The sequence below is a fragment of the Haemophilus sp. HMSC066A11 genome (genome assembly GCF_001811665.1).
Lineage (GTDB): Bacteria > Pseudomonadota > Gammaproteobacteria > Enterobacterales > Pasteurellaceae > Haemophilus > Haemophilus influenzae.
In genome coordinates, this window is record NZ_KV805866.1 from 210,560 (window position 1) to 236,002 (window position 25,443).

Annotated in this window: 23 protein-coding genes and 2 pseudogenes; 13 read left to right on the forward strand and 12 right to left on the reverse strand. The window is 36.6% G+C overall.

What is annotated here, in order from left to right:
• Window positions 1-84 precede the first annotated feature (84 nt).
• From HMPREF2813_RS04010 to HMPREF2813_RS04020, 3 genes are read left to right on the forward strand one after another with little or no spacing between them, the layout of a single operon-like run.
• A complete protein-coding gene (locus HMPREF2813_RS04010; RefSeq protein WP_070646979.1) occupies window positions 85-540 on the forward strand; it encodes a site-specific DNA-methyltransferase in 456 nt (151 codons plus the stop codon).
• Complete coding sequence (locus tag HMPREF2813_RS04015; RefSeq protein ID WP_070646981.1) at window positions 443-2,206, forward strand: site-specific DNA-methyltransferase; 1,764 nt, start codon at window positions 443-445, stop codon at window positions 2,204-2,206. Before HMPREF2813_RS04010 ends, HMPREF2813_RS04015 begins: the two co-directional genes overlap by 98 nt.
• Window positions 2,196-4,964 (forward strand): DEAD/DEAH box helicase family protein, encoded by a 2,769-nt coding sequence (locus tag HMPREF2813_RS04020; protein WP_038441394.1) that lies wholly within the window; start codon window positions 2,196-2,198, stop codon window positions 4,962-4,964. Before HMPREF2813_RS04015 ends, HMPREF2813_RS04020 begins: the two co-directional genes overlap by 11 nt.
• A gap of 110 nt (window positions 4,965-5,074) precedes the next feature.
• Here the strand turns inward: HMPREF2813_RS04020 and HMPREF2813_RS04025 are convergent, their stop codons facing one another.
• Entirely contained in the window at window positions 5,075-5,416 is a 342-nt protein-coding gene (locus tag HMPREF2813_RS04025; RefSeq protein WP_011272361.1) for a carboxymuconolactone decarboxylase family protein, read from the reverse strand.
• A 111-nt stretch (window positions 5,417-5,527) separates the two neighbouring features.
• Here HMPREF2813_RS04025 and HMPREF2813_RS04030 point away from each other — a divergent pair, with 111 nt between their 5' ends.
• Both HMPREF2813_RS04030 and HMPREF2813_RS04035 read left to right on the forward strand, forming a co-directional pair.
• Window positions 5,528-6,424 carry a cupin domain-containing protein gene (locus HMPREF2813_RS04030; protein ID WP_011272360.1) on the forward strand — a complete coding sequence of 299 codons (897 nt, stop codon included), beginning with the start codon at window positions 5,528-5,530 and terminating at the stop codon, window positions 6,422-6,424.
• Window positions 6,425-6,502: 78 nt separating this feature from the next.
• A complete protein-coding gene (locus HMPREF2813_RS04035; protein WP_011272359.1) occupies window positions 6,503-8,347 on the forward strand; it encodes an ABC transporter ATP-binding protein in 1,845 nt (614 codons plus the stop codon).
• Window positions 8,348-8,471: 124 nt separating this feature from the next.
• Here the strand turns inward: HMPREF2813_RS04035 and HMPREF2813_RS04040 are convergent, their stop codons facing one another.
• The 3 genes from HMPREF2813_RS04040 to HMPREF2813_RS04050 are packed head-to-tail and all read right to left on the reverse strand — an operon-like array spanning window position 8,472 to window position 10,205.
• Window positions 8,472-8,750 carry a heavy-metal-associated domain-containing protein gene (locus HMPREF2813_RS04040; protein ID WP_005651690.1) on the reverse strand — a complete coding sequence of 93 codons (279 nt, stop codon included), beginning with the start codon at window positions 8,748-8,750 and terminating at the stop codon, window positions 8,472-8,474.
• A gap of 8 nt (window positions 8,751-8,758) precedes the next feature.
• Window positions 8,759-9,121, reverse strand: a complete 363-nt coding sequence (locus HMPREF2813_RS04045) for a mercuric transporter MerT family protein (protein WP_005656013.1) — start codon at window positions 9,119-9,121, stop codon at window positions 8,759-8,761.
• Window positions 9,096-10,205, reverse strand: a complete 1,110-nt coding sequence (locus HMPREF2813_RS04050; protein WP_011272358.1) for a transglutaminase-like domain-containing protein — start codon at window positions 10,203-10,205, stop codon at window positions 9,096-9,098. Before HMPREF2813_RS04050 ends, HMPREF2813_RS04045 begins: the two co-directional genes overlap by 26 nt.
• Before the next feature lie 253 nt (window positions 10,206-10,458).
• On the opposite strand from HMPREF2813_RS04050, the gene HMPREF2813_RS04055 reads away from it, so the two are divergent.
• The 6 genes and pseudogenes from HMPREF2813_RS04055 to HMPREF2813_RS04080 form a co-directional block, all read left to right on the forward strand.
• Window positions 10,459-12,879 (forward strand): DMSO/selenate family reductase complex A subunit, encoded by a 2,421-nt coding sequence (locus tag HMPREF2813_RS04055; RefSeq protein WP_014550951.1) that lies wholly within the window; start codon window positions 10,459-10,461, stop codon window positions 12,877-12,879.
• 7 nt (window positions 12,880-12,886) lie between these two features.
• A complete protein-coding gene (locus HMPREF2813_RS04060) occupies window positions 12,887-13,507 on the forward strand; it encodes a DMSO/selenate family reductase complex B subunit (protein ID WP_228839978.1) in 621 nt (206 codons plus the stop codon).
• Between the two features lies 1 nt (window position 13,508).
• On the forward strand, window positions 13,509-14,348 hold the full coding sequence (locus HMPREF2813_RS04065; protein ID WP_014550952.1) for a dimethyl sulfoxide reductase anchor subunit family protein: 840 nt from the start codon (window positions 13,509-13,511) through the stop codon (window positions 14,346-14,348).
• A gap of 111 nt (window positions 14,349-14,459) precedes the next feature.
• Window positions 14,460-15,071, forward strand: a complete 612-nt coding sequence (gene dmsD, locus HMPREF2813_RS04070) for a Tat proofreading chaperone DmsD (RefSeq protein ID WP_014550953.1) — start codon at window positions 14,460-14,462, stop codon at window positions 15,069-15,071.
• On the forward strand, window positions 15,071-15,571 hold the full coding sequence (gene napF, locus HMPREF2813_RS04075) for a ferredoxin-type protein NapF (RefSeq protein ID WP_014550954.1): 501 nt from the start codon (window positions 15,071-15,073) through the stop codon (window positions 15,569-15,571). Before dmsD ends, napF begins: the two co-directional genes overlap by 1 nt.
• A 214-nt stretch (window positions 15,572-15,785) precedes the next feature.
• Window positions 15,786-17,204: pseudogene (locus HMPREF2813_RS04080) on the forward strand (vitamin B12 dependent-methionine synthase activation domain-containing protein); the annotation flags it as partial.
• Between the two features lie 45 nt (window positions 17,205-17,249).
• Here HMPREF2813_RS04080 and HMPREF2813_RS04085 read toward each other — a convergent pair.
• The 4 genes from HMPREF2813_RS04085 to HMPREF2813_RS04100 all read right to left on the reverse strand — a co-directional run bounded on the left by HMPREF2813_RS04085 (window position 17,250) and on the right by HMPREF2813_RS04100 (window position 20,651).
• Window positions 17,250-17,555: a hypothetical protein gene (locus tag HMPREF2813_RS04085; protein WP_042601955.1), complete on the reverse strand. Its 306-nt coding sequence runs from the start codon at window positions 17,553-17,555 to the stop codon at window positions 17,250-17,252.
• Window positions 17,548-18,159, reverse strand: coding sequence for a nucleotidyltransferase domain-containing protein (locus HMPREF2813_RS04090; RefSeq protein ID WP_014550955.1), 612 nt, complete (start codon window positions 18,157-18,159; stop codon window positions 17,548-17,550). The genes HMPREF2813_RS04085 and HMPREF2813_RS04090 overlap by 8 nt, the downstream gene beginning before the upstream one ends.
• Window positions 18,160-18,163: 4 nt before the next feature.
• Window positions 18,164-19,030 (reverse strand): pentapeptide repeat-containing protein, encoded by an 867-nt coding sequence (locus HMPREF2813_RS04095; protein WP_041174637.1) that lies wholly within the window; start codon window positions 19,028-19,030, stop codon window positions 18,164-18,166.
• A 418-nt stretch (window positions 19,031-19,448) separates the two neighbouring features.
• The gene (locus HMPREF2813_RS04100) at window positions 19,449-20,651 is read right to left on the reverse strand and encodes an ATP-binding protein (protein ID WP_070646983.1); all 1,203 of its coding nucleotides are present in this window, start codon (window positions 20,649-20,651) and stop codon (window positions 19,449-19,451) included.
• A gap of 67 nt (window positions 20,652-20,718) precedes the next feature.
• Here HMPREF2813_RS04100 and HMPREF2813_RS10100 point away from each other — a divergent pair.
• Together HMPREF2813_RS10100 and HMPREF2813_RS04105 are read left to right on the forward strand one after the other, a co-directional pair.
• A pseudogene (locus HMPREF2813_RS10100) lies at window positions 20,719-20,952 on the forward strand (hypothetical protein); the annotation flags it as partial.
• Between the two features lie 123 nt (window positions 20,953-21,075).
• The gene (locus tag HMPREF2813_RS04105; protein ID WP_014550958.1) at window positions 21,076-21,912 is read left to right on the forward strand and encodes a class II glutamine amidotransferase; all 837 of its coding nucleotides are present in this window, start codon (window positions 21,076-21,078) and stop codon (window positions 21,910-21,912) included.
• A gap of 179 nt (window positions 21,913-22,091) precedes the next feature.
• Here the strand turns inward: HMPREF2813_RS04105 and HMPREF2813_RS04110 are convergent, their stop codons facing one another.
• The 4 genes from HMPREF2813_RS04110 to serB all read right to left on the reverse strand — a co-directional run bounded on the left by HMPREF2813_RS04110 (window position 22,092) and on the right by serB (window position 25,333).
• A complete protein-coding gene (locus HMPREF2813_RS04110; RefSeq protein ID WP_014550959.1) occupies window positions 22,092-22,637 on the reverse strand; it encodes a YggT family protein in 546 nt (181 codons plus the stop codon).
• Window positions 22,637-23,584 carry a magnesium/cobalt transporter CorA gene (gene corA, locus HMPREF2813_RS04115; protein WP_005655990.1) on the reverse strand — a complete coding sequence of 316 codons (948 nt, stop codon included), beginning with the start codon at window positions 23,582-23,584 and terminating at the stop codon, window positions 22,637-22,639. The genes HMPREF2813_RS04110 and corA overlap by 1 nt, the downstream gene beginning before the upstream one ends.
• A 295-nt stretch (window positions 23,585-23,879) precedes the next feature.
• Window positions 23,880-24,371: a YajQ family cyclic di-GMP-binding protein gene (locus HMPREF2813_RS04120; protein ID WP_014550960.1), complete on the reverse strand. Its 492-nt coding sequence runs from the start codon at window positions 24,369-24,371 to the stop codon at window positions 23,880-23,882.
• A gap of 17 nt (window positions 24,372-24,388) precedes the next feature.
• Window positions 24,389-25,333 (reverse strand): phosphoserine phosphatase, encoded by a 945-nt coding sequence (gene serB, locus HMPREF2813_RS04125; RefSeq protein WP_005655988.1) that lies wholly within the window; start codon window positions 25,331-25,333, stop codon window positions 24,389-24,391.
• Window positions 25,334-25,443 lie beyond the last annotated feature (110 nt).

Here is a 25,443-nt window from a genome sequence, read left to right on the forward strand (position 1 = left end):
TGTACGGTCGATAAATATACCTAAACACTCTGCTATTCCTTTGTAATAGCACATTAAAATAATGACTTATGAGGATTTATAACGATGAAGACAGACATTCAAACCGAATTAACCCAAGCCCTACTATCACACGAAAAAGTATGGGCGAACGAAGAAAAAACCATTTTAGCCAAAAACATTCTGTTGGATTTGGTAGAAAAAACCGACCCGACTATTATCGGGTTGTTATTGGGGAATGATGAGTTAAAACGCCATTTTTTTGTGGAAGTGAATGGTGTTTTGGTGTTTAAATTGCAGGATTTTCGTTTTTTCTTGGACAAACACAGAATCAATAATTCCTACACAAAATACGCCAATCGCATTGGCTTGACGGACGGCAACCGCTTTTTGAAAGACAGTTCGGATATTGTGTTGGATTTTCCGTTTAAAGATTGTGTGCTAAATGGCGGACAAAGCACCGAAGAAGGCGAAGAAATTTATTTTAAACGCAATAACAGCCAGCCAGCCAGCCAGCCAGCCAGCCAGCCAATTATACACTAAATTAACCCGAAAAAGACAAGAAATCTTTTTTAATCAAACCCTTGCTTTTGATGAAATTGACCGACTTTTTGACGCAAAAGCATTCTCAAAATTCTCTCGCTATACCGCAGATGGCAAGCAACCCGTTGGCGAAATCAAACGCCATTTTGACGGCACGCCAGCCGAAAATCTCATTATCAAAGGCAATAATCTGATAGCCCTGCATTCGCTTGCCAAGCAGTTTAAAGGCAAAATCAAGCTGATTTATATTGATCCGCCATATAACACGGGCAATGACGGTTTCAAATACAACGACAAATTTAATCATTCCACTTGGCTCACTTTTATGAAAAATCGGCTGGAAATTGCGAAAACATTGTTGGCTGATGATGGCGTGATTTTTGTTCAATGTGATGACAATGAACAAGCCTATTTGAAAATTTTAATGGACGAAGTTTTTGGTCGTGAAAATTTTGTTACAACCATTCATTGCCAAATGTCCACAACGCAAGGAATGAAAGTTAAAGCGGCACAAGATGGAAATATTGTTAAAAATGCTGAATATATTATAGTTTTTTCAAAAAATGGACATAAAAATATTGCAATAAATCCCTTGTATGATTTGCGTTCAGAATATGATGAACACTATTCGCTATATTTAAAAAACGATGGGGCTATTGGGCAACTTAAAGAATTATATGATTATAGATTTCCAAAAGATTTAAAAAATACAACCGCACTTTCTTTAAAAGAAGCATTTAAGAAAAGTAATGAATTTGCCGAGATTGTGAAAACACATCTTTCCAAGATTGTAAGAAGCGATAAAGTTACTGGATTTGATTTATCCGTTGAATTAGAAAATAGCAAATGGAAAGAAGTTGAGAGAAATGGAAGAAAATATATTCTTACATTAGATAAAAATGGCAAAGTTTGCCAATTATTAAGACTACAAGATTCTTGGGGAAAAACTGATAATTACAATAATGATGAGGGACTTCGTAAAATTCGTGGTAATTGGTGGGAAGGTTTTTACCTTGATATGGGAAATGTTGGAAAAGAAGGGAGCGTAGATTTTAAAAATGGCAAAAAAGGAGAGCGTTTAATTTCACAAATTATTAAAACAGCAACCAACGAAAACGACATCGTCCTAGACTACCATTTAGGCAGTGGCACAACCGCCGCCGTCGCTCATAAAATGAACCGCCAATACATCGGTATTGAACAAATGGATTATATTGAAACGCTTGCCGTTGAACGCTTGAAAAAAGTGATTGAAGGCGAGCAAGGCGGTATTTCCAAAGCCGTGAATTGGCAAGGCGGTGGCGAGTTTGTTTATGCCGAACTTGCTCCATTTAACGAAACAGCAAAACAACAAATTTTGGCGTGCGAAAATTCAAACGACATCAAAACGCTGTTTAATGAATTATGCGAACGCTATTTCTTGAAATACAATGTAAGCGTGAATGAATTTAGTCAAATCATTGAAGAACCTGAATTTCAAACCTTACCACTTGACGAACAAAAACAAATGATGCTTGAAATGTTGGATTTAAATCAAATGTATGTTTCATTATCCGAAATGGACGATGAACAATTTGCAGGTTGCTTAAACGATGACGATAAAGCGTTAAGCCGTGCGTTCTATCAATCAGTAAAAAATCAAGCGGAGAAAAAAGATGGCGAATAATAAAACGTTGTTTGATTGGGTGGAAGACCGCAAATCAATGCTGGAAGAAATGGAACAGACAGATTTTTTCGCACTGCCTGAATTTGTTTCAAATAATTTGAAATATCCGTTTTTTGAATGGCAGAAATCGGCTTTAGAAAACTTTGTAATTTTTGACCGCACTCCAAAATTAAAGGACTTCCCCGATATCAAAAACCGCCCTACCCATTTGCTATTTAATATGGCAACAGGTGCAGGCAAAACGATGATGATGGCAGCGTTGATTTTGTATTATTTTGAAAAAGGGTATCGGCATTTTCTGTTTTTTGTGAATCAAAACAATATCGTGGATAAAACGGAAAATAATTTTACCGATCCGACGCACGCAAAATTTTTATTTACCGAGAAGATTTTGCAGGGCGATACGGTAATTCCTATTCGCAAAGTGGAGACATTTAGCCCACATTCAGACGGCATTGAAATTAAATTTACCAGCATTCAAAAGCTGTATAACGATATTCGCACCCGGCGGGAAAATCAAACCACATTGGCGGATTTGCACAAATTGAACCTTGTGATGCTGGGTGATGAAGCGCACCATTTAAACGCGCAAACCAAAGGCAAAAAACAAGGCGAATTAGATTTAGAAAAGGAAATGAACGACCGCACCAGCAATGCCGAAATTGAACGTAAAGGCTGGGAGCATATGGTTTTGGAATTGTTACTCAATAAAAATGGCAATCATAGCCAAAATGTGCTGTTGGAATTTACCGCCACGCTGCCTGAAAATGCTGACGTGCAACAAAAGTACGCTGATAAAATCATCACAAAATTTGGCTTAAAAGAATTTTTGCAAAAAGGTTATACCAAAGAAATCAATTTGGTATCCAGTACGCTGGGTAAGAAAGAGCGAGTGTTACACGCTTTATTGTTTGCTTGGTATCGACATCGAATTGCGTTGAAATATGGCATTGCCAATTTCAAGCCTGTGATGTTGTTTAGAAGTAAGACGATTGATGAATCAAAAGCGGATTATCTGGCATTTTTAAATTGGGCAGAAAATGTGCAGGCGGTTGATTTTTCGTTTTTAACTACATTTTCAACAAGCTTGAACGATAGCGATAGCGATAACGCCAACGAACAAGGCAAAACCCGCACTGAACAAGCCCTAAAATTTATGCAGGAAAAAGGCGTTGAGTTTGCACATTTGGCAGATTGGGTAAAACAAAATTATCAAAAACACAATGTGATTATTACCAACTCCGAGAGCAACAAAACCAAAACCGAAAAAACCGACAGCGAAACCGAAAAATTGCTAAATAATTTGGAAGCGGCCGATAATCCGATCCGTGCCATTTTTACGGTGGACAGATTAACCGAAGGTTGGGACGTTCTGAATTTGTTTGATATTGTGCGTTTATATGAAGGGCAAAACGGCGGCGGTTCAAATAAAAAATCAGGCAAAACGGCTGCCGCCACCGTATCGGAAAAGCAGTTGATTGGTCGTGGCGTGCGTTATTTTCCATTTGCGTTTGAAGATAAACAGCCGAATAAACGCAAATTTGACAATGACATGCAACACGAATTGCGTATTTTGGAAGAATTGTTTTATTACACGCACGATGAGCAATCTCGCTATATTTCAGAATTAAAAGCAGAACTTCGCAAAGATGGCTTTATTCCCGAAAACGATAAAGACAAGGTTTTAACCACCTTCAAACTAAAATCTGAATTTGCAGATGATGAAACTTTTAAAAACCTATTGATTTGGGCAAATCAAAAAGTAAAAAATCCCAATGCTAAAGCCAATAATGCAGACAGCCTAAAAGCCAATCCGCAAACGCTTTCATTCCAAATTCACGGCAATCAATTGTTGCAGGAAACGCAATTTACAGCCGATGAAAATGATGAAACCGCCCGACAAATCGGCACACAAAATAATTTTACTCAAACCATAAAAATGAGTGAAATGGAGCGGCACATTTTTAATAAAGCCTTGCATATCAAAGGAAAAAATAGTCAATCTTTATTTCATTTCGATCGCTTGCAAAGCAAACTCAACATTCAAAATCGCAATGAATTGCAAAATAACTTGTTAAAAGATTGGCAAATTGAATTTTTGGGATTAGGGCAAGATAAACAGATTAGCCCAGATGACAAACTTGCAGGCTGCCTAAAAATCTTGGAAATGGTTGAAAAACGTCTCAATGAAAGTGATATGCCATTTATCGGTACAAAAGAATTTACGCCTAAAAAATTGTGGGAAATTTTTGGCACACCAAAACAAAAATGGGTCAAAAAAGATGATGTAAAAACTGCTATTGCCATGCAAAATGATTGGTATGTGATGGATAATTTTGCTGGAACGAGTTTGGAAGAAGCGTTAATTCAATTTATTTCAGAGCGTTTGGGCGATTTGAAATCTAAATATGACGTTCATTTAATCCGCAATGAAGAAGTGTTTAAATTGAATAACTTTGCCGATGGTGAAGGATTTATGCCGGACTTTGTTTTATTGCTGAAAGATAAACAAAAATCTTCTTCCAATGGTGTGAACGACTTTTTGCATTACCAAATTTTCATTGAACCCAAAGGCGAACATTTAGTGGAAACTGATAGGTGGAAAGAAGCTTTTTTAAAATCAATCACAGTGGAATATGGGAAGGATAAGATCCTGCAAAAAGATACACCGCATTATCGTTTGATCGGTTTGCCGTTTTTTACTGATCATCAGAAAAATGGACAATTTACGGAGTTATTCCCTTTAGGAGAGACATAGCTTGAAAAATAGAGTGGTGTATTATTAAAACACAGCCTTAACAAAACAAGGGAGCATTAAAAAATGCTCCCTTTCTCTTAATCAACTTAACTTTATGGAATGACGAGTAATTAACCTTTCTGTACGCTATATGCTTCTAATGCACGTAAAGAATAAGTATAAGCTGCACCTGCATTTAATGCGATAGCTGTTGCTAATGCAGCAGCAACCTCAGCTTCACTTGCACCAGCTTTTACTGCTTCTTCTGCGTGTACGCTAATGCAGCTTTCACAACGAGTTGTTACAGCAACTGCTAATGCGATAAGTTCGCGAGTTTTAGCGTCAAGCACATTGCCCTCTTCCGCGGCTGAGCCTAATGCTTGGTAAGCTTGTAACATTTTAGGGTGTTGTTTACCCAATGCGCCAAATGATTTTTTAACGTGAGATGTGTGTTCTTTCCAATCTGCAAACATAATGTTCTCCTAAATATATTGAATTAATAACCAACTGGTGTGGCAAATTATAGGCGGATTAGATTATGATACTTGCTTATTTATCTCAATTTTTATCGCTAACATCTCATTATGGACTATTTAGATAAACTTACCCATTTAGCACAAGTGCGTGGAGAAATTAATATTCGCTGTGAATTTCAAGGCGAATGGCAAATATCTCATCAAGAAAAGGATGCAGGAAAAGGCATATTCCATCTTATTGAACAAGGCGAGTGCCAGCTTACACTAAATGAAAAACAATTTCATTTAAAAGAGGGAGATATTTTTTTTCTTCCTCAAAATCAACCGCACTTTATGCATTATTCAGTAAATAAAAGGGCAGATATTCCTACAAAAAAAAGTCATCAAGGATTATTTGAGTTACATCAGATTGGACGAGGTACACCAGATTTAAAAATGTTCTGCGGTAATTTTTATTATCAACAAGATGCACTTCTTACGGCATCAATGCCTGAATATTTACATATAAATTTATGCGACACGCCCATTCATCCTTTAGTGCAGCTTTTTTTGCAAGAAGCACAAAAAAATGATGCGGGTACGAAATCGGTCGTTGATGCACTTTCAAATGTACTTTTAATTTATATTTTACGTCACGCCATTCAACAAAATTTAATTGAACAAGGCATCTTATTCGCCTTACAAGATAAGCGATTAAATACTGCACTGATAGCAATATTACAACAACCTCAAAATGATTGGCATATTGAACAATTAGCTGAACTTGCAACAATGTCTCGTGCAAACTTTATTCGTGTTTTTCAACAACAACTTGGTATGTCGCCAGGACGTTTTCTCACGAAAGTGCGGTTACAATCTGCGGCGTTTTTATTAAAACAATCACAACAATCTGTGCTTGCCATTGCTTTAGAAGTGGGGTATCAATCAGAAGCGCATTTTTGTAAAGTTTTTAAAAATTACTACCAACTTTCTCCAAGCCAATACAGAAAATCTGTCAGCCTATAAATTGATTTGTTTTTGTGCTATAATAATATGCACTTCTAAAAGGCAACCCGCGTTGCCTTTTCTTTTTAAGGAAAAGATATGTTTAACAAAATTTTTTCGTGGTTTGAAAATCGTTTGAATCCCTATCCAGAAAGCAATCCAACAACACCTAAAAAAGGTTTGTTCCGTTTTATTTGGTCTAGTATTACAGGAATGAAAGGCTGGATTTTTTTGCTCGCAATTTTAACCGTAGGTACAGGTGTAATGGAAGCTGTATTATTCCAATTTATGGGAACGCTTGTAGATTGGTTAGGCACATTTACACCTGAAAGATTATGGCAAGAAAAAAGTCATTTATTAATTGGAATGGCTGCTCTATTACTTATTAGTATTGTGTGGGGATTTTTAGCTTCGGCCGTGCATTTACAAACCTTACAAGGCGTATTTCCAATGCGATTACGTTGGAATTTCCATCGTTTAATGCTTGGACAAAGTTTAAGTTTTTATCAAGACGAATTTGCAGGTAGAGTATCCGCAAAAGTAATGCAAACCGCCCTTGCAGTACGTGACACAGTACTTACACTTGCAGATATGTTCGTTTATGTATTGGTATATTTTATTACCTCTGGCGTAGTGCTAGTGGCATTAGATTCTTGGTTCTTATTACCATTTATTACTTGGATTATACTCTTCGGTTTGATCCTACGAACCCTAATTCCTAAACTATCAAAAACCGCACAACGACAAGCTGATGCTCGTTCTTTAATGACAGGACGCATTACAGATGCTTATTCTAATATTGCTACAGTAAAATTATTTTCTCACGGCTCACGCGAAGCTACTTATGCCAAGCGTTCTATGCAAGATTTTATGGTAACAGTACACGCCCAAATGCGCTTAGCAACATCACTAGATACACTCACTTACGCTACAAATATTCTACTTACGTTAAGTACTGCAATACTTGGTATTATTTTATGGAAAAATGGTCAAGTTGGCGTGGGTGCAATAGCAACGGCAACGGCCATGGCATTACGCGTAAATGGGCTTTCTCGCTGGATTATGTGGGAATCTGCCCGTTTGTTTGAGAATATCGGAACCGTAAACGACGGAATGAATACTTTAACTAAACCCCACACCATTGTGGACAAACCACAAGCGTCACCGTTACAAGTGAAACAAGGGGAAATTAAGTTTAACGATATTACCTTTGCTTACGATCCGACAAAACCATTACTCAATCATTTCAATCTCACTATCAAACCAGGGGAAAAGGTTGGGTTAATCGGTCGTTCTGGTGCAGGAAAATCTACGATTGTGAACTTATTACTTCGCTTTTATGAAGCACAACAAGGCGAAATTACCATTGATGGACAAAATGTACTCAATGTGCAACAAGAAAGCTTACGTCGCCAAATCGGTTTAGTCACTCAAGACACTTCGTTGCTACATCGCTCTGTACGTGACAATATTATTTATGGTCGCCCGAATGCTACTGATGAAGAAATGGTTTTAGCTGCTGAACGAGCGGAAGCCGCTGATTTCATCCCATTTCTCAGTGATTCTCAAGGTAGAAAAGGCTATGATGCCCATGTGGGAGAACGCGGGGTAAAACTTTCTGGTGGTCAGCGTCAGAGAATTGCCATTGCTCGTGTAATGTTAAAAGACGCACCAATTCTATTGTTAGATGAAGCCACAAGTGCATTGGATTCAGAAGTGGAAGTGGCAATACAAGAAAGTCTAGATAAGATGATGGAAAATAAAACTGTGATTGCCATTGCCCATCGTTTATCCACCATCGCAGCGATGGATCGCCTGATTGTGCTTGATAAAGGACAAATTGTCGAACAAGGTACGCACGCCGAATTACTAGAGCTCAATGGTCTGTACGCTAAACTTTGGAATCATCAAAGTGGCGGATTTTTAAGCGGAAGTGCTGAATAATATTGCGTTTATCATATTTAATTAATTGTACTGTAATCAAGCTAATTAAAAAATTAGTCTAATTTAATAGCTAAAGAAAAGTGCGGTGAATTTTCACCGCACTTTTTTGCTAGATATTTAGCGTTTAATTCACGACTTCAGCAGTATATTTCAGCTTGTGAATTGCATCGAATAATTGTTGGTTTGTGACTTTTGGATCTTCCACAACCGTCACTAAACCATCTTTAATAGATGCTTTTGTTGAAATAACGCCATCAATATTACGCAGTTCTTTATTGACTAAGTAAGCACAAAGCTGGCAATTCATTTCCTTTACTTTTAGCACAATTTGTTTGGTTTCATTCGCATGAGCGAAAGAAATTGCAAACAGCGAAAGCAAAAGTGCGGTACATAATTTCTTCATTTTTATTCCTAATTAGCTAATTCTAAAATCCAAGGTAAAATTGTTGGATAGGTTAAGAAAAAAATCATCACGATAAATACAATCCAATATAAAACGATAAGTTTTTTACGGGAAATATATTTGCTACAAATGATTTTTTTGGAAAACATCAACAGCCAAAATCCATAGGCAAAGGCACATAATGAAATGATAAGCATAGGAATACGCAAATAATCATATTCGCCTAAGCCAATCAACCAAGTGGACGACACACCAAATACTAAATAAATTAATGGTGCGATGCAGCACAAGGTTGATGCCACCGCAGCACTTAGTGCGGCGGCTATGGCAACCCAAAAGGATTTATTAGAGTTTTTTAGATACGTAGTCATATTTAAATTCTTTTGGGTCAAAGGAATTTAACGGATCGCCACCTACTTCTGCATATGGATAGCCGAAGTTATTGATTGGAGCCAGTTCTGGTTGTGGATATAAATCGAAGTCACGGGCATGATTAAATCCCACCCAGTTTGCTTCCCAGTTACCAAACAAATATTTTGCTACGGCTTGTGTATCTTTATCTTCAACAGATTTTTTCTCTGCTAAACGCATTTTGGCAACGTCTGCGGAATCAACTGGTACCCATCCAAATCCTGCAAGGTAGAATTCAGCGCGGCAGTGCTGACCGCCACTTACGTTTACGATGCCTTGTTCATTTGCACTACCGAAGGCACCTTTTGAATATTTGCCCATTTTCTCTGCCGTACCTAAGCGAATACCAAAAATTTCACGAGCAGGGATGCCTGCAGCACGAGCAAGTGCCACAAATACAGAGTTAATATCGGTACATTTACCTTTTAACACGCCAGTGGTAAGAATTTTTTCTACATCGCCGTCACCACAACCTAATACAGAATTATCACGTTCCATATTTTTTACGATCCAGTGGTGAATAAGTTCTGCTTTCTTCAATGGATTAGTTTCTTTACCTAGGATTTTGTCAGCAAATTCTTTCACAATGCCATCAGTTTTAATATGTGGAGTAGCTTTTAAGTATTCTTGTACATCCACGGAATACTGAATATCTTTTGGCGGAGTATAATTCTCTAAAGCACCTTTCACCATCGGTTCACGGTCTTTTGTTTCAATGACCATCGTGACTTTTAAATCACGTTTTTGTGCATCTTTATCCCAAGTGGCAAATAAGGTTTTCGCTCCGTATTTATTGTTTTCTGTTACATAGGCATTCATGTAATTACCTTCAAAGTGAATCGATTTCACTTGTTGGTATTCCCCATTAAATGGTAATGGAACCCATAAATTGGTTTGTCCTTGCGAGCCTTTTGGCACAACTAAATCATAGGTTTGCGTGAATTCGTAAAGATGGGCGTCTGTATTGTAGTTTGGAATAATGGTGTTTGCATGAGCTAACGAGCCACACGCAGAAAACACCGCAACCGCGATAAGTTTCTTCATGAAAAGATCCTCTAGTTAATAATAGTTAAACTTAACATATTAGATAAACTAATACGCCACTATGCTAACGGGTTTTTAAATCCATAGTCAATTTGTTATTCCAAAATTTATTAAAACATCAATCTACTAAAATACCCTATAAATAATATACCTATTAATGATTAATTGATTTGGCTCAAGTAAAACTTCTATACAAAGATTATAATTAACTTGTTTTAGTTATTTTTCAATCTGACTGTGGGGGAACGATATAATGAGTAACTTTAATCAAATAAGTCGCCGAGATTTTGTCAAGGCGTCATCTGCGGGAGCTGCACTGGCAGTTTCAAATCTTACTTTACCTTTCAATGTAATGGCTAAAGAGACACAACGCCTCAATGAAAATAATCAAGAACGTATTGTTTGGAGTGCTTGTACAGTAAACTGTGGTAGCCGTTGTCCATTACGAATGCACGTAAAAGATAACCGAATCACTTATGTGGAAACCGATAATACGGGGACAGAAACATATAATCTTGATCATCAGGTTCGCGCTTGTCTACGTGGACGTTCTATGCGTCGTCGAGTATATAACCCAGACCGTTTAAAATATCCAATGAAACGTATAGGTAAACGCGGAGAAGGCAAATTCAAACGAATCAGTTGGGATGAGGCTTTAACTGAAATTGCAGACGCATTGAAACGCAATATCAAAAAATATGGCAATGAATCAATTTATTTAAACTATGGTACGGGAACACTCGGTGGCACAATGGCTAAATCTTGGCCACCTGCATCCACTATGATCGCTCGTTTTATGAATTGTATTGGTGGATATTTAAACCATTATGGTGATTACAGCACCGCACAAATTGCTGTCGGTTTAGATTATACCTATGGTGGTGGTTGGGCATTGGGAAATGGAATGGCTGACATTGAAAACACCAAATTAATAGTGTTATTCGGTAATAATCCTGCAGAAACTCGTATGAGTGGAGGTGGTTTAACTTATTGTATTGAACAAGCCAAAGCTCGTTCCAATGCCAAAATGATTATTATCGATCCTCGTTATAATGATACTGGTGCAGGGCGTGAAGATGAGTGGATCCCAATTCGTCCAGGCACTGATGCAGCCCTCGTTTCTGCCCTTGCTTATGTAATGATTCAAGAAAATCTCGTGGATCAACCTTTCTTAGATAAATATTGTGTTGGTTATGATGAAAAAACATTACCTGCGGATGCCCCTAAAAATGGTCATTATAAAGCCTATATTTTAGGTTATGGTAATGATGGTATCGCTAAAACCCCAGAATGGGCGGCTAAAATCACGAGTATTCCGGCGGAGAGAATTATTAAACTCGCACGTGAAATTGGTAGTACAAAACCTGCCTTTATTTCCCAAGGTTGGGGGCCTCAACGTCGTAGTAATGGAGAATTAATCTCTCGTGCCATTGCAATGTTACCAATCTTAACGGGTAATGTTGGAATTCACGGCGGTAACACTGGTGCACGTGAAAGTGCGTATAGCATTCCATTTGTGCGGATGCCAACGCTAAAAAATCCTGTAAAGGCAAGCATTCCAATGTTTTTATGGACAGATGCAATTATTCGTGGCACAGAAATGACCGCACTTACAGATGGTATTCGCGGTGTTGATAAATTATCGTCCCCAATTAAAGTAATTTGGAATTACGCAAGTAACTGTTTGATTAATCAACACGCACAAATCAATCGTACTCACGATATTTTACAAGATGATACGCAATGTGAAATGATCATTACTATTGATAATCATATGACATCTACTGCCAAATACAGTGATATTTTATTACCAGATTGTACAACTTCAGAACAAATGGATTTCGCTTTAGATGCCTTTGTATCCAATATGGCATATGTCATTTTTGCAGATCAAGTGATCAAACCATCTTTTGAATGTAGACCTATTTACGATATGTTAAGTGATTTAGCTGAGAAAATGGGCGTAAAGGAAAAATTTACTGAAGGACGAACACAAGAAGAGTGGTTACGCCATATTTATAAGCAATCTCGAGAAAAATTACCTGAATTACCCACTTTTGAAGAATTTAGACAACAAGGTATTTTTAAAAAAGTTGATCCTAATGGCTTTAAAGTTGCATACAAAGATTTCCGTGATAATCCAGAAGCCCATCCACTTAAAACGCCATCTGGCAAAATTGAAATTTATTCTTCTCGTCTAGCTGAAATAGCAAAAACTTGGAAATTAGCAGAAGATGACGTAATTCATCCCTTACCTATTCACGCCCAAAGTTTTGAGCATTACGGTGATCCATTAATGGAAAAATATCCGTTACAACTAAGTGGTTTTCACTATAAAGCGAGAACCCATTCAACTTATGGCAATGTGGATGTATTAAAAGCAGCTAATCCACAAGAAGTTTGGATGAATCCTATTGATGCAGAACCTCGTAATATTAAAAATGGCGATATGATTCGTATCTTTAATGATCGAGGCGAAGTACGTATTAATGTAAAAATTACACCCCGTATTATTCCGGGGGTTGTGGCATTAAGCGAGGGGGCTTGGTATGCGCCAGATAAAGATCGTATCGATCATTCAGGTTGCATTAATGTACTTACGACACAACGCCCATCACCGCTTGCGAAAGGTAATCCGCAACATTCTAATTTAGTTCAAGTGGAACGTTTGTAGGGGGATAATTATGGAACAATATGGTTTTTATTTTGATTCTGAACGTTGCACAGGCTGTAAAACTTGTGAATTAGCCTGTAAGGATTACAAAGATCTTGGCACAGAAGTCAATTTTCGTCGTATTTATGAATATACAGGTGGTCAGTGGAATCAACAAGCAGATGGATGCTGGCATCAAAATATATTTGCTTATTATATGTCTATTTCTTGTAATCATTGTGCAGATCCTGCTTGTACAAAAGTTTGCCCAACTGGTGCAATGCACAAAAATGCAGATGGTTTCGTGATCGTCAATGAAGAAATTTGTATCGGTTGTCGTTATTGTCATATGGCGTGTCCTTATGATGCACCGCAATATGATGCACAAAAAGGTCATATGACAAAATGTGATGGATGTTATTCTCGCGTAAAATCAGGTCAAAAACCGATTTGTGTTGATGCCTGCCCACTACGAGCATTGGATTTCGCTCCTATTGATGAACTTCGAACAAAATATGGCACACAAGCCTCCATCGCACCACTACCACCGGCTGATATCACTCAACCAAATTTAGTGGTAAAACCCAATAAATACGCTCGTTTAAGTGGCGATACAAGTGGGTTCTTAGGAAACCCAAGAGAGGTGTAAGATGAATACAGGATTATATGAACTGCCATTAGTATTTTTTACAGTTTTGGCACAAAGTGCGGTCGGTGCTTGGCTTGTTTTCACATTTGTACTATTAAATGAGAAAAATACAAAAAGTCGCACTTATATTCATAAAGTAATGTTTGTGATTTTGGCTTTGCTAGGTATTGGATTTATTGCTTCTATTATGCATCTTGGCTTACCTATACGTGCATTTAATTCACTTAATCGAGTCGGCTCATCAATGATGAGTAATGAAATTGCCGCTGGTGCAATATTTTTCACATTAGCAGGTTTCTACTGGCTGATTGCAATTTTAGGTAAAATGCCAGTTTCACTTGGAAATGTATGGCGAATTGTGACCGCCCTTATCGGCATACTATTTATGTATGTAATGAATCAGGTTTACCATATTACAAGCATACCAACTTGGAATAATGCATTAACCTCCTGGTCATTCTACCTTACCGTTGTATTAGGTGGATTAACATTGAGCTATGCGTTATTAATCCCTAATAAACAACGTGAATATCAGCTTCAGCATCTGCCAAGTTTATTCGCCATTGGGGTATCATTGGTCGCAATAGTAGCCATATATCAAGGCTTCAATTTACACAATATTCACAGTGCTATTCAAAATGCCGCTGACCTCGTACCAAATTATGCCATAATGACCGTAACTCGCTTATGTTTACTTTCCATTGTAGCTTTCCTCTTATTCCGAGTGAAAAACATAGGACTATTAGGTATTTCCGTTCTATTAACGTTAGTAGCTGAAGGCATCGGTTGCGTATTATTTTATGGATTACATATGACTTACGGTATGGCGATTGGTGGTTAAATTATGTTGAGGCGTATAGCATACGCCTCAATTTTTAGAAACGTTAATTAGTAATATTTAACCACCCCTCATATCCCCATTCACTAATGACAAATTGTTTTCGGAGATACTATGCAAAATACTCTTCAACAAATTTCTATTTATGGGCGTTTACTCGGTGCAGTATTTTACTATGAGCCTAATGATGCACGACTTACTGATATTTTGACATTCTTTCGCCAACCAAATTGGATGCAAGAATGGGAAATTTCATTTGATGTAAAAACACATAAAAAAATCACCGCACTTATTGAAAAAGGGCTGCAACAAAATATCACTGAACAATATCAGTATTTATTTATTGGTCCAAATGAATTACCTACGCCACCTTGGGGATCCGTATATCTTGATCCTGAATGTGTTATTTTTGGTAATTCTCTCTTAGCATTACGCGATTTCTTACAACAACATCAAATCACATTTCAAACACAACAAGATGAACCAGAAGATCATATTGGCTTAATGCTAATGCTTGCTGCATATTTAGCAGAAAATCGACCGCACTTATTAATCGAATTTCTACGTGAACACTTCTTAACTTGGGCGTATCATTTCCTTGAACAACTAAGCAAAATAGAAAATTCTGATTTTTATCAAGCTCTTGCATTACTTACCATAAAAACTTTACAACAATGGCAAGTAGATTTACATATTAATGTACCAACAGTAAGATTTTATCGATAATGAAAAACGAAGCCTATTATCAGGCTTATTTAAGCCACCATCACATTTCTCGTAGAGGACTATTGCGTCATGTATTTCCAGCTACAAAATCAACAATAGAAAAAACGCAGTCTCGTCCTCCCTTTTCAGCACGAGAAGATTTATTTTCCGCCGTCTGCAATGGTTGTGGGGAATGCGCTTCAGTTTGCCCTAATGGTTTAATTCAACTAAAACAGCAACAAGCCACCCTTGAAATTGACTACGCACCTTGTGATTTGTGTGGTAAATGCGCAGAAGTTTGTCCGACAAATGCACTACATCCTAATTTTCCAGCAGATACATTACTTCGTCCACAATTTTCCTCAGCCTGTTTAATCCTACAAAATCAAACCTGTCCAGACTGCCAAACCGCTTGCCCACAACAAGCAATCTCCAGCACTTTAGAGATTGATAATGAACGTTGCAATGGGTGCGGAGAATGTAAAATTACCTGTTTTGTCGCAGCCATTACACTTAAATAAAAAACCTTAATTTTCCACTGCACTTTCCTTCTAACATTTGACACCCCTAGCCCTTACACCTATTATTCCGTAGTTATTTATTTAAGATTTACAGAACAAAATAATTATGGTGAATAAAACCGCTCAACTTAAACAAGCTCTAGAAAATCGCATTCTCATTTTAGACGGTGCGATGGGGACGATGATCCAAAAATATAAACTGACCTAAGCCGATTTTAGAGGCGAGAAGTTTAAGAAAAGTGCGGTCGATTCTGTCGCAGAATGGTGCACTTGGCCAGTGGGAGAACTTTTAAAACACGCCCTTGTGAAAGGGATTACCAAGCCCACTAGATGTGATTGAAGGCCCGTTGATGGCTGGCATGGACGTAGTCGGCGATTTATTCGGCGATGGTAAAATGTTCCTGCCACAAGTGGTGAAATCGGCACGCGTGATGAAACAATCCGTGGCGTATTTAGAGCCGTTTATCAACGCCACCAAATAAAAAGGTTCAAGCAACGGTAAAGTGGTGATTGCCACCGTGAAAGGCGACGTACACGACATCGGCAAAAACATCGTAAGCGTGGTGTTGCAATGTAATAACTTTGAAGTGATTGACTTGGGCGTGATGGTGCCGGCGGACAAAATCATTCAAACTGCTATTGATGAAAAAGCGGATATCATCGCATTAAGTGGTTTTAGTGGTGAATGGGCAGATTACGTGCCACCAACGCCAAAACAAACGGGCATTGTGGAATTTAAAAACGTACCAATTGCCGAGCTGCGTAAATTTATCGACTGGTCGCCATTCTTCCGCATTTGGGGCTTGATGGGCGGCTACCCTGATGCCTTTGATTATCCGGAAGGCAGCGAAGAAGCACGTAAAGTATGGAATGATGCGCAAGTGGTTTTAGATGAATTAGAGCAAAACCACAAACTTAACCCAAGCGGTATTTTAGGCATCTTCCCTGCGGAACGTGTGGGCGATGATGTGGTGCTATTCTCCGATGAAGAACGCACACAAACCATTGGCACGGCTTACGGCTTACGGCTTACGGCTTACGCCAACAAACGGAACGTGGTAAAAACAGCAAGAGCCCATTTAACGTCTGCTTAAGCGACTTTATCGCCGATCGCGAAAGCGGTAAAAAAGACTGGTTCGGCATGTTCGCCGTCTGTGCGGGTGTTGAAGAAATGGATTTAGTAGAAGGCTATAAAGCTGCAGGCGATGACTACAATGCTATCTTACTACAAGCTGTGGGCGACCGCTTAGCTGAAGCAATGGCGGAATACCTACACTTTGAGCTTCGCACCCGCATTTGGGGCTACACGCAAGAGGAATTCGACAACCAAGGGTTAATCAATGAAAACTACGTCGGCATCCGCCCTGCTCCGGGTTATCCAAGCTGCCTGGAACACACGGAAAAAGCCTTGATTTGGGATTTATTAGAAGTCGAACAACGCATCGGCATGAAACTCACCGAAAGCTAAGCCATGTGGTCGGCAGCTTCCGTCTGCGGTTGGTTCTTCACCCACCCTGCAAGCAACTATTTCACTTTAGGTCGCATTGATGAAAACCAAGCTCAAGATTATGCCAAACGTAAAGGTTGGGATGAGAGAAAGATGATGAAGTGGTTGGGTGTGGCGATGAAGTGAATAAAGCTTCTTATGGGATAAAACACTGTTTTATCCCATTCTATTTTAATGCATTATAAAATTATTAACTAATAACTTATTTAACCTATCAATATTCTGTGTGATATCTGAGCTGAGCTCAAAATATTCATCAGTAATTTGCTCTTGACTTCTAACTCCCAAAAAGAACAAACTATTGCTAATTTCTAAAACTATAGTAATAATCTCACTTGAAATATTATTGCTATTCTTCCATCTATTAATAGCTTGCTCACTCAAACCAAATAATTCCTCTTTCCAAGAATACTTATTTATTAGTGCCAATACCTCTCTCTGAGTATCAATTCTATTTCTAAAATTATCATTATTCATTAATATTTCTCTCTATTTTATCAAGCCATTTATCTATTGAATCTATATGTGAAATAACATTTTCTAACTCAAGTTTATTTAAATCATCTCCAACTCCTCTAGTAGATAAAATTCTGCATTTCTCAAGGGTTTCGATAACATACATAGGTATATTTATAGAGGGAGTTATTTTTAACATAGCTCGTCTTGAAAAAACAGCCTTCCCCAAATATAAGGAGTAACAGGTCGATATATTTCTAATAGCCAAAAAAATACATGATAAATTAAAAACGCTATTAGACTTAAGTTCTAATGATTTTAATGAATTGGTATATATATCTTTAAATTTATAGAAATCATTTCGCACATTAGAGTATTTTTTCGGCTCTCCAAGCTCTCTTAAAAAATCATTTTCCTCACTACTAAAAACTAGCTTTGATTCTAGATAAAGATGCCAAGCAAATGGATTTCCATCAAGCCATAACTCCCTAATCTTTTCATAAGAATACACAGAATACTTATTATATTCTGATCCAAATTTCTCATCAGAAATAATTAAAATATCTATATCTGATTTATTATCTAATTCACCTCTACATAGAGAACCAAAAACATATATATGCATAAAACTATCTTCTACTATATTTCTTTATTAAAATAGATATGAAAAGTCCAAAAAATACCGTTCTTACTAAAACCACTAAATTTCTTATATTATCACTTTTAATTATATCTTTAATTTCTGAATTATCTACACTCCCAATAAAATATGAAAAAACAAAAAATACAGATGAACATAATTTTTCTATCGAAAAAAATTCCTCACCTATGAAAGATGAAATAACTCCAAGAAGTAAAATAATTATTGTTGAAGATAAAATCAAGCGGATAAAACTTTCACCATTACCCCAAATACATTTGTTTAATTCAAAGCTAAGCCATTCAAGTAGCTTTTTAAACCTTTCGAATCCTTTATATTTTTTTCTATAATATGTATTTTTGCTAATCCAACTATCATATAAATGATCTTCATTTGCATTAAGTTCATATTGAATGGCAATATCTTCACTAGACTTATCACCTAAATCTCTATAATTCACTCTAAGATTATTAGAAAACTTCATGAGTAAATTGTTTTCTCTTGGAGCGCTATTAAATATATCCGTATTAACTAAAGTATCTTTAAACTTTGAATACCTAAAATCACAATTACTAAAAGAACTTTTAGAAAAGTCACAATTATAAAAATAACAATTTACAAACGAGCAGTTTTCGAAATGGATCTTTCTTAACTTGCAATCAAAAAAATAACTATGATCAAAAATTATATTCTTTATAGTCACTGAGTTTCCTGATTGAGATACTCTAATATAAATAGAATTCTTAAATGGATTTTTACAATGTTCTTCTAAAATAGTATCCCAACTAATGGATTCATTGATCATTTTATCTTTAAAAATTTTTCTGTTAGCATCTTTAAACTCAGATATATCCATAAAATCCCTTAAAGTTAATCTTATCACCATAATATATGGTAAATTATCCAATTGTAGTAAGTAAAATAATTATATCTAATTTTATTATCCCTTGATAGTACAAATGCCCTCGATTGTACCTATCAACTGAAAGCGCGGTCAAAAAATCCAAAAGATTTTGAATATTGGTTCTGCCGACGGTTATGAGTAAAATTCGCAATGATTTTATTAAACAGCACCAGCGTGGACGCTGGCGCTATCTTTCTTTATTTGCACATTTCTGTTGGTGCACGCTTCCTAACGTGAGCCTAATTTCAATAAAAAAACACCTGAAAAACTCACCGCACTTTATTTACTTTCTAGGGCAGCGTTAGGAAACGCGTGCCAGCATAAACATTAATCACTAAAAGTGCGGTGAAAATTTTCAGTGTTTTTATATTTACTGCAACAACCAATCCACCACATAAATCACTTCAATCCCATCAATCTCCGTTTGTTCGTAATATTTCCCAGTAATTAAGATCTTTTTATAGTTATCCTTAATATGCAAAAAATTATCTGTTTCGTGGGTATTTTCAGGGATTTCAAAGGCGACTTGTACATATAAAATTTCATCAGCTTTTCGGGCGATAAAATCAATTTCTTTGCTGTCGAGTTTACCCACATCAACGGTATAACCTCGTCTAAGCAATTCAATAAAGACAATATTTTCTAGGCGATTGGCATAATTCGCGCCTTTTTTGCCGATAGCATGTCGTCTTAAACCGTTATCCACAATAAAATATTTCGCATTGGTTTTTAAATAGCCTTTTCCGCGAATATCGTATTGTTTTGCTTTATAAAAAAGAAAGGCATTTTCTAACAAATCAAGATATTTGCTTATGGTGTGATTTGAAGTGGGAACACGTTCGGACGTGAGCGTGTTGCTAATTTTGCTTGGATTCACCAACTGCCCTACATTATCCGCTAAAAAGAGAATTACACTTTTAAGAATATGCGTGTCTTTCACTCCAGCTCGGTGGGCAATATCATTTAGCACGATGGAATCAAAAATACCCGATAAAATCGTTTCTTTTAAAGGCTCATCAGCCATCACAACGCTGGGGAAACCGCCATATTTTTCATATTCCGAATAGAGTTTATCGACCAATCTTGACTGGCTATCCACATTTTTGGAACGTAAAAATTCTTTAAAAGAAAGTGGGTAAATTTTAATTTCCACATATCGACCGCTTAAAAGCGTCGCAAGTTCACCGGAAAGCAAGTTAGCATTAGAACCTGTAATCACAATGTCGGTGTTAAAACTCATGCGAAGCGCATTGACGATTTTTTGCCAACCTTCCACAAACTGAATTTCATCAATCAGAAAATAGATTTTCTCTTGAGAAGACGGCATTTTTTCTTGAATCAGCTGTTGAAAATCTTGAGCGTCTTTCACCCATTGATATTCAAAAGATTCAAAATTGAGATAAAGAATATTTTCGGAAACAATGCCTTGTTGTTGAAGGTAATCACGGTATTGCATGAGTAGCACCGATTTACCGGAACGACGAACACCCGAGATGACTTTGATAAAATCAGTATCTTTAAATTGAATCAGTTGCTGTAAATAATTTTCACGAGAGATCATAGTTTTACTCATTGGAAGTTAATTTCATATTTGTAAAAAGTGTACAAAAATTGGAAGTTAATTTCCATATTTTATTTTTTTGTGTGTGTTTGGAATTACATTTCCAGTTTTTATTGCATTTTTTAGTCTCATTCCAATCCCTTGCACAGTCCCCAATTTTCGCTATCATACGCGCTTTCTTATTTCTCGGAATTTTGTATTTATGAATAAATTAAAGATGGCATTGCTTGTTGTTTTCCTTGTGAGTTTATTTGCTTGTACCACAATACATCAGCCGAAAGAGACTGTTAAATCTCGATTTTTAAAGAATAATAGATTAAATAAGATTTCTATCATTAATATCTATACAACATAAAAATTCATTAAATCTCTCTTGATATTCTCCCTATAATGGTGTTAAATCACTCACATATTGTGAGGTTATATCTAATTAATTATGTGTCAATTACTCGGAATGAATTGTAATACGCCGACGGATATTGTTTTTTCTTTTGAAGGTTTCCGTCGTCGTGCAGGTTTAACAGATTGCCATTCAGATGGCTTTGGGGTCGCTTTTTTTGAAGGACGAGGTGTACGTATTTTTCGTGATAATCAAACAGCCAGTCTTTCCCCCATCGCAGATTGTGTAAAACAATATAATATTAAATCTCTTAATGTCATTGCGCATATTCGTAAAGCAACACAAGGCGAAGTCAATATTGAAAACACCCATCCGTTCATTCGTGAAATTTGGGGACAAAACTGGGTTTTTGCACATAATGGTAATTTAAAAAATTTACCAGATATGACAGATCATTTTTTACAGCCAATAGGTTCTACAGATTCTGAAGCTGCTTTCTGTTATATGGCTGAGTATCTTAAAAATACTTTCCGCAAAAAACCAAGTGAAATGGAAATTTTTGAAGCAATTCAAAAAGTAACACAAGAACTTGCTCAACACGGTACGTTTAATTTCATTCTTTCTAATGGCGAGTGGATGATTGCACATTGCTCAACAAACTTACATTATGTTATGCGAAAAGCACCTTTTGGCAAAGCTCACCGTATTGATGATGATGGAGTAATTGATTTTAGCAATTATGCAAAAGCAGGAGATAAGGTCAATATCATCACAACATTTCCTTTAACCAAAGATGAATCTTGGACAAAAATGGAAAATGGTGGATTTGTGTTTTTTAAAAATGGAGAGAAAATCGCCGAAGTTATTGGGACGCCAAAAGAAGCGATTGATGATGGTACTTTAGGTAATAGGACAATAAATTCTGCTATTTAAATATCAATGTAAATAAACTCCCCTTATTTTTATAAAAGAATTTCATATCTTTTATAAGAATTATAAAAATCAAAAACCTCTAAAAACGAAATAAAAAGGTAAGAATAGAAAATACTATTCTTACCAACTAAATCTTCAATATTTTTATAAAGCAATATTCAAATAAGGAATATGAATATCTAACCAGCGATAATCCAAAGTCCACCTAGAAGATCAAGCATAAAATTATTTAAAAATAATAAGATAAATACAACGACCATCGGAGAAAAATCAATCATTCCTAATGTAGGTAAGAATCGACGGATTGGTTTTAAAAGTGGTTCAGAAAGTTGATAAAAGGCATAACTTATAGAATTATTACCTCGATTAAACCAACTTAAAACAGCCCCAATAAAAAGCACATAGAAAATAGCTAAACCAATGCTTTTCAATACAGTTAATACGCCCAATACTAAGAGTACATTTACTGATAAGCCAAAATAAATAATACCTTTTAACATACCAATAATAAATACAAGCAGTAATGCGGAAGTATCAATATTTTTTACCGTTGGCATAACTTTACGCAGAGGTTTTAATACTGGATCAGTCATTTTGACTGCAAATGTTGAAACAGGACTGTAATAATCCACACGAGCAAACTGCAACCAAGCTCGTAAGATTAATACAAGTGCGTAAAGATTAATAATTGATCCGATAAATAATGCGGTTTGGGATAATTCCATCATAACCATCCTTTTCTTCTAAAATAAATATATGGTGTCAGTGCGGCTGCGATCATTAATCCAATTGCCATTGGATAGCCATATTTAAAATGTAACTCAGGCATAAAATCAAAGTTCATACCATAAGTAGACGCGACTAATGTTGCAGGAAGGAACATCACAGAAACAACCGAGAAGAATTTCATAATTTTGTTCTGTTCAATATTGATGTAACCCATTGCAGCTTGCATTAAAAAGTTTACTTTTTGGAATAATGATTCATTATGCGGTTGCAAAGATTCAATATCTCGTAAGATTTCTCGTGCTTGTTCTAACTGATTAGTTGGTAAGCGAGTTTTGCGAACCAAGAAACCTAATGCACGTTGAGTATCCATCAAGCACAAACGAACTTTTGAGCTCGTATCTTCTTGTTCCGTGAGTGTATTTAATGCTTCATCAAAGGCTTCATCTTGTTTTCCGTTTAAAATAACGCGACTTAACTCTTCCAAATCTGCATAAATATTTTCAATCACGTCCGCTAATTGCTCAATTTTCGTTTCAAATAAATCTAGCAAAACTTCATAAGAATTACATTCTAATAAACGCTGGCTACGTGAACGCATACGATATAAACGGAATGCTGGTAGCTCGCGATCTCGCAACGTAAATAAACGACCATCACGAATAGTAAAAGCGACGCTCGCTAAATCAGCATAATTGTCTTCATCTTCGCAATAAAAAAATGAGTGAAGGTGTAAACCATCTTCGTCTTCAAAGAAACGGGCGGAAGCTTCGATATCTTCCAGTTCTAGAAAAGATGCTAGGCTCTGACCTAAGCCTTCTTGTAGTATTTCACGTTCTTCGCCTGTTGGCTCAAGTAAATCAAGCCAAATGGCAGTATTGAGATCAGTTTGGTCTTCGTCAATACGAACCAAGCGGGAATCATTGATAGCAAACGCGTTGATCATTTCATACTCCTTATAGGATTATGAACAGCTAACAGTGAACAAATTAAAGAAGAAACGAAAGTGCGGTGAAAAATCGCAAAGTTTTCGTTAAGAGATGCCGAAACAACGGTAAATTTACCGGCGAACGCACGCCGATAATAAAAGGCGGGCGTTTAGAGCGATATTCGGTATCGACTATGACTGTCCAAAGTGTGTGTCCTTCTCGTTAAAAAATCGGGCGAATGTTACGCTTGAAAGCGGTGTTCGTCAAGTTTTATCAAAAAACTATGGCAACATTTCGCCCTTATTTGAAAAACTAATCTCTAAAATTATTAAATTGGAATGGCTGACCTAATTCAGCACTTTTTACAAGTTGAATCACTGCTTGTAAGTCATTGCGTGACTTACCTGTCACACGCACTTGTTCGCCCTGAATTTGAGTTTGAACTTTGATTTTAGAATCTTTTACTAATTTAGTAATTTTCTTCGCCATCTCTGTTTCAATACCCTGTTTAAGCTTGATTTCTTTACTGTAAAGTTTACCGTGGTGTTCGCTTTCTGCTGGAATATCTAAAGAACTGTGCTCAATACCACGTTTAATGCAAGATCCAATTAAAATCTCAATTAATTGTTCAAGTTGGAAATCAGATTCTGTGGTGATTTTAATCGTTTCATTTTTTTCATTTAATTCAATTACCGCTTCGACACCACGAAAATCATAACGCGTGCTAAGCACACGGTTTGCATTTTCCACTGCATTACGAACTTCGTGTAAAGTAATTTCAGAAACAATATCAAAAGATGGCATAGTCTTCTCCCATTTTATTAAATTCGATCATTGGCACTTAGAAGGCATAAAAGTGCGGTTAAGTCGGCGAAGTTTACCACAATTTGCGCTTGTTGTTGCACTTTAGGTTTAGCATGGAACGCAACACCTAGTCCCGCCACATTCATCATTGCCAAGTCATTTGCACCGTCGCCGATAGCAATAGAATGTTGGGAATAAATACCGTATTCCTCTAACAAATGTTGCAATGTTTTAGCTTTATATTGGGCATCAACCACATCGCCTTTAACTAAGCCTGTGAGTTTTCCATCTTCAATATCAAATTGATTTGATGCAGCAAAATCAAGTTGCAATAAGGCTTTCAAATAATCCGCAAAATAAGTAAATCCGCCTGAAGCAATTGCAGTTTTCCAGCCATATTTTTGTAAGGTTTGGATCGTTTCAACTAATCCAGACATTAGCGGTAAATTCTCTCTAACTTGCTGCAAAATGCTTTCTGGCGCACCTTTTAATGTACCCACTCGACAACGCAAACTTTGCTCGAAATCTAATTCCCCCCTCATTGCACTTTCCGTAATCGCAGAAACAAGTTCGCCAACACCCGCTAGTTTCGCAATTTCATCAATACACTCAATTTGAATAGCGGTAGAATCCATATCCATCACCAACAACCCTGCTTGAGACAATTTAGGGCTGAAATCTAATTTAGCAATATCCACTTCAACATCGTGAGCAAATTTAATGAAATCAGAAAACCATTGACCTTTCAATAAGACGATAATATTTTTCGCTACCATCCAAACATCAAAAATCTGAAAATTTTGACCGCACTTTTGTTGAAATTTTTCTAGCTTAGTTATGTCCAACTTTGTGCCGTATAAGATAAAAGGCTCTCCGTTCTGTATAGGCTCCTCATTAGCCAAAAGTGCGGTAGGAAATTGTGGATATTTTTGTGTAATACTTTCGAAACATTGAATTTGCATAAAAATCCTGTAAGTTGTGGCGACTAAAAAGATTTTAACCGATGTGAATTGAAAAAGTGAAAATAATTAAAGAAAAACTACTCAATGATACTTGCAACGATTATTTCGCT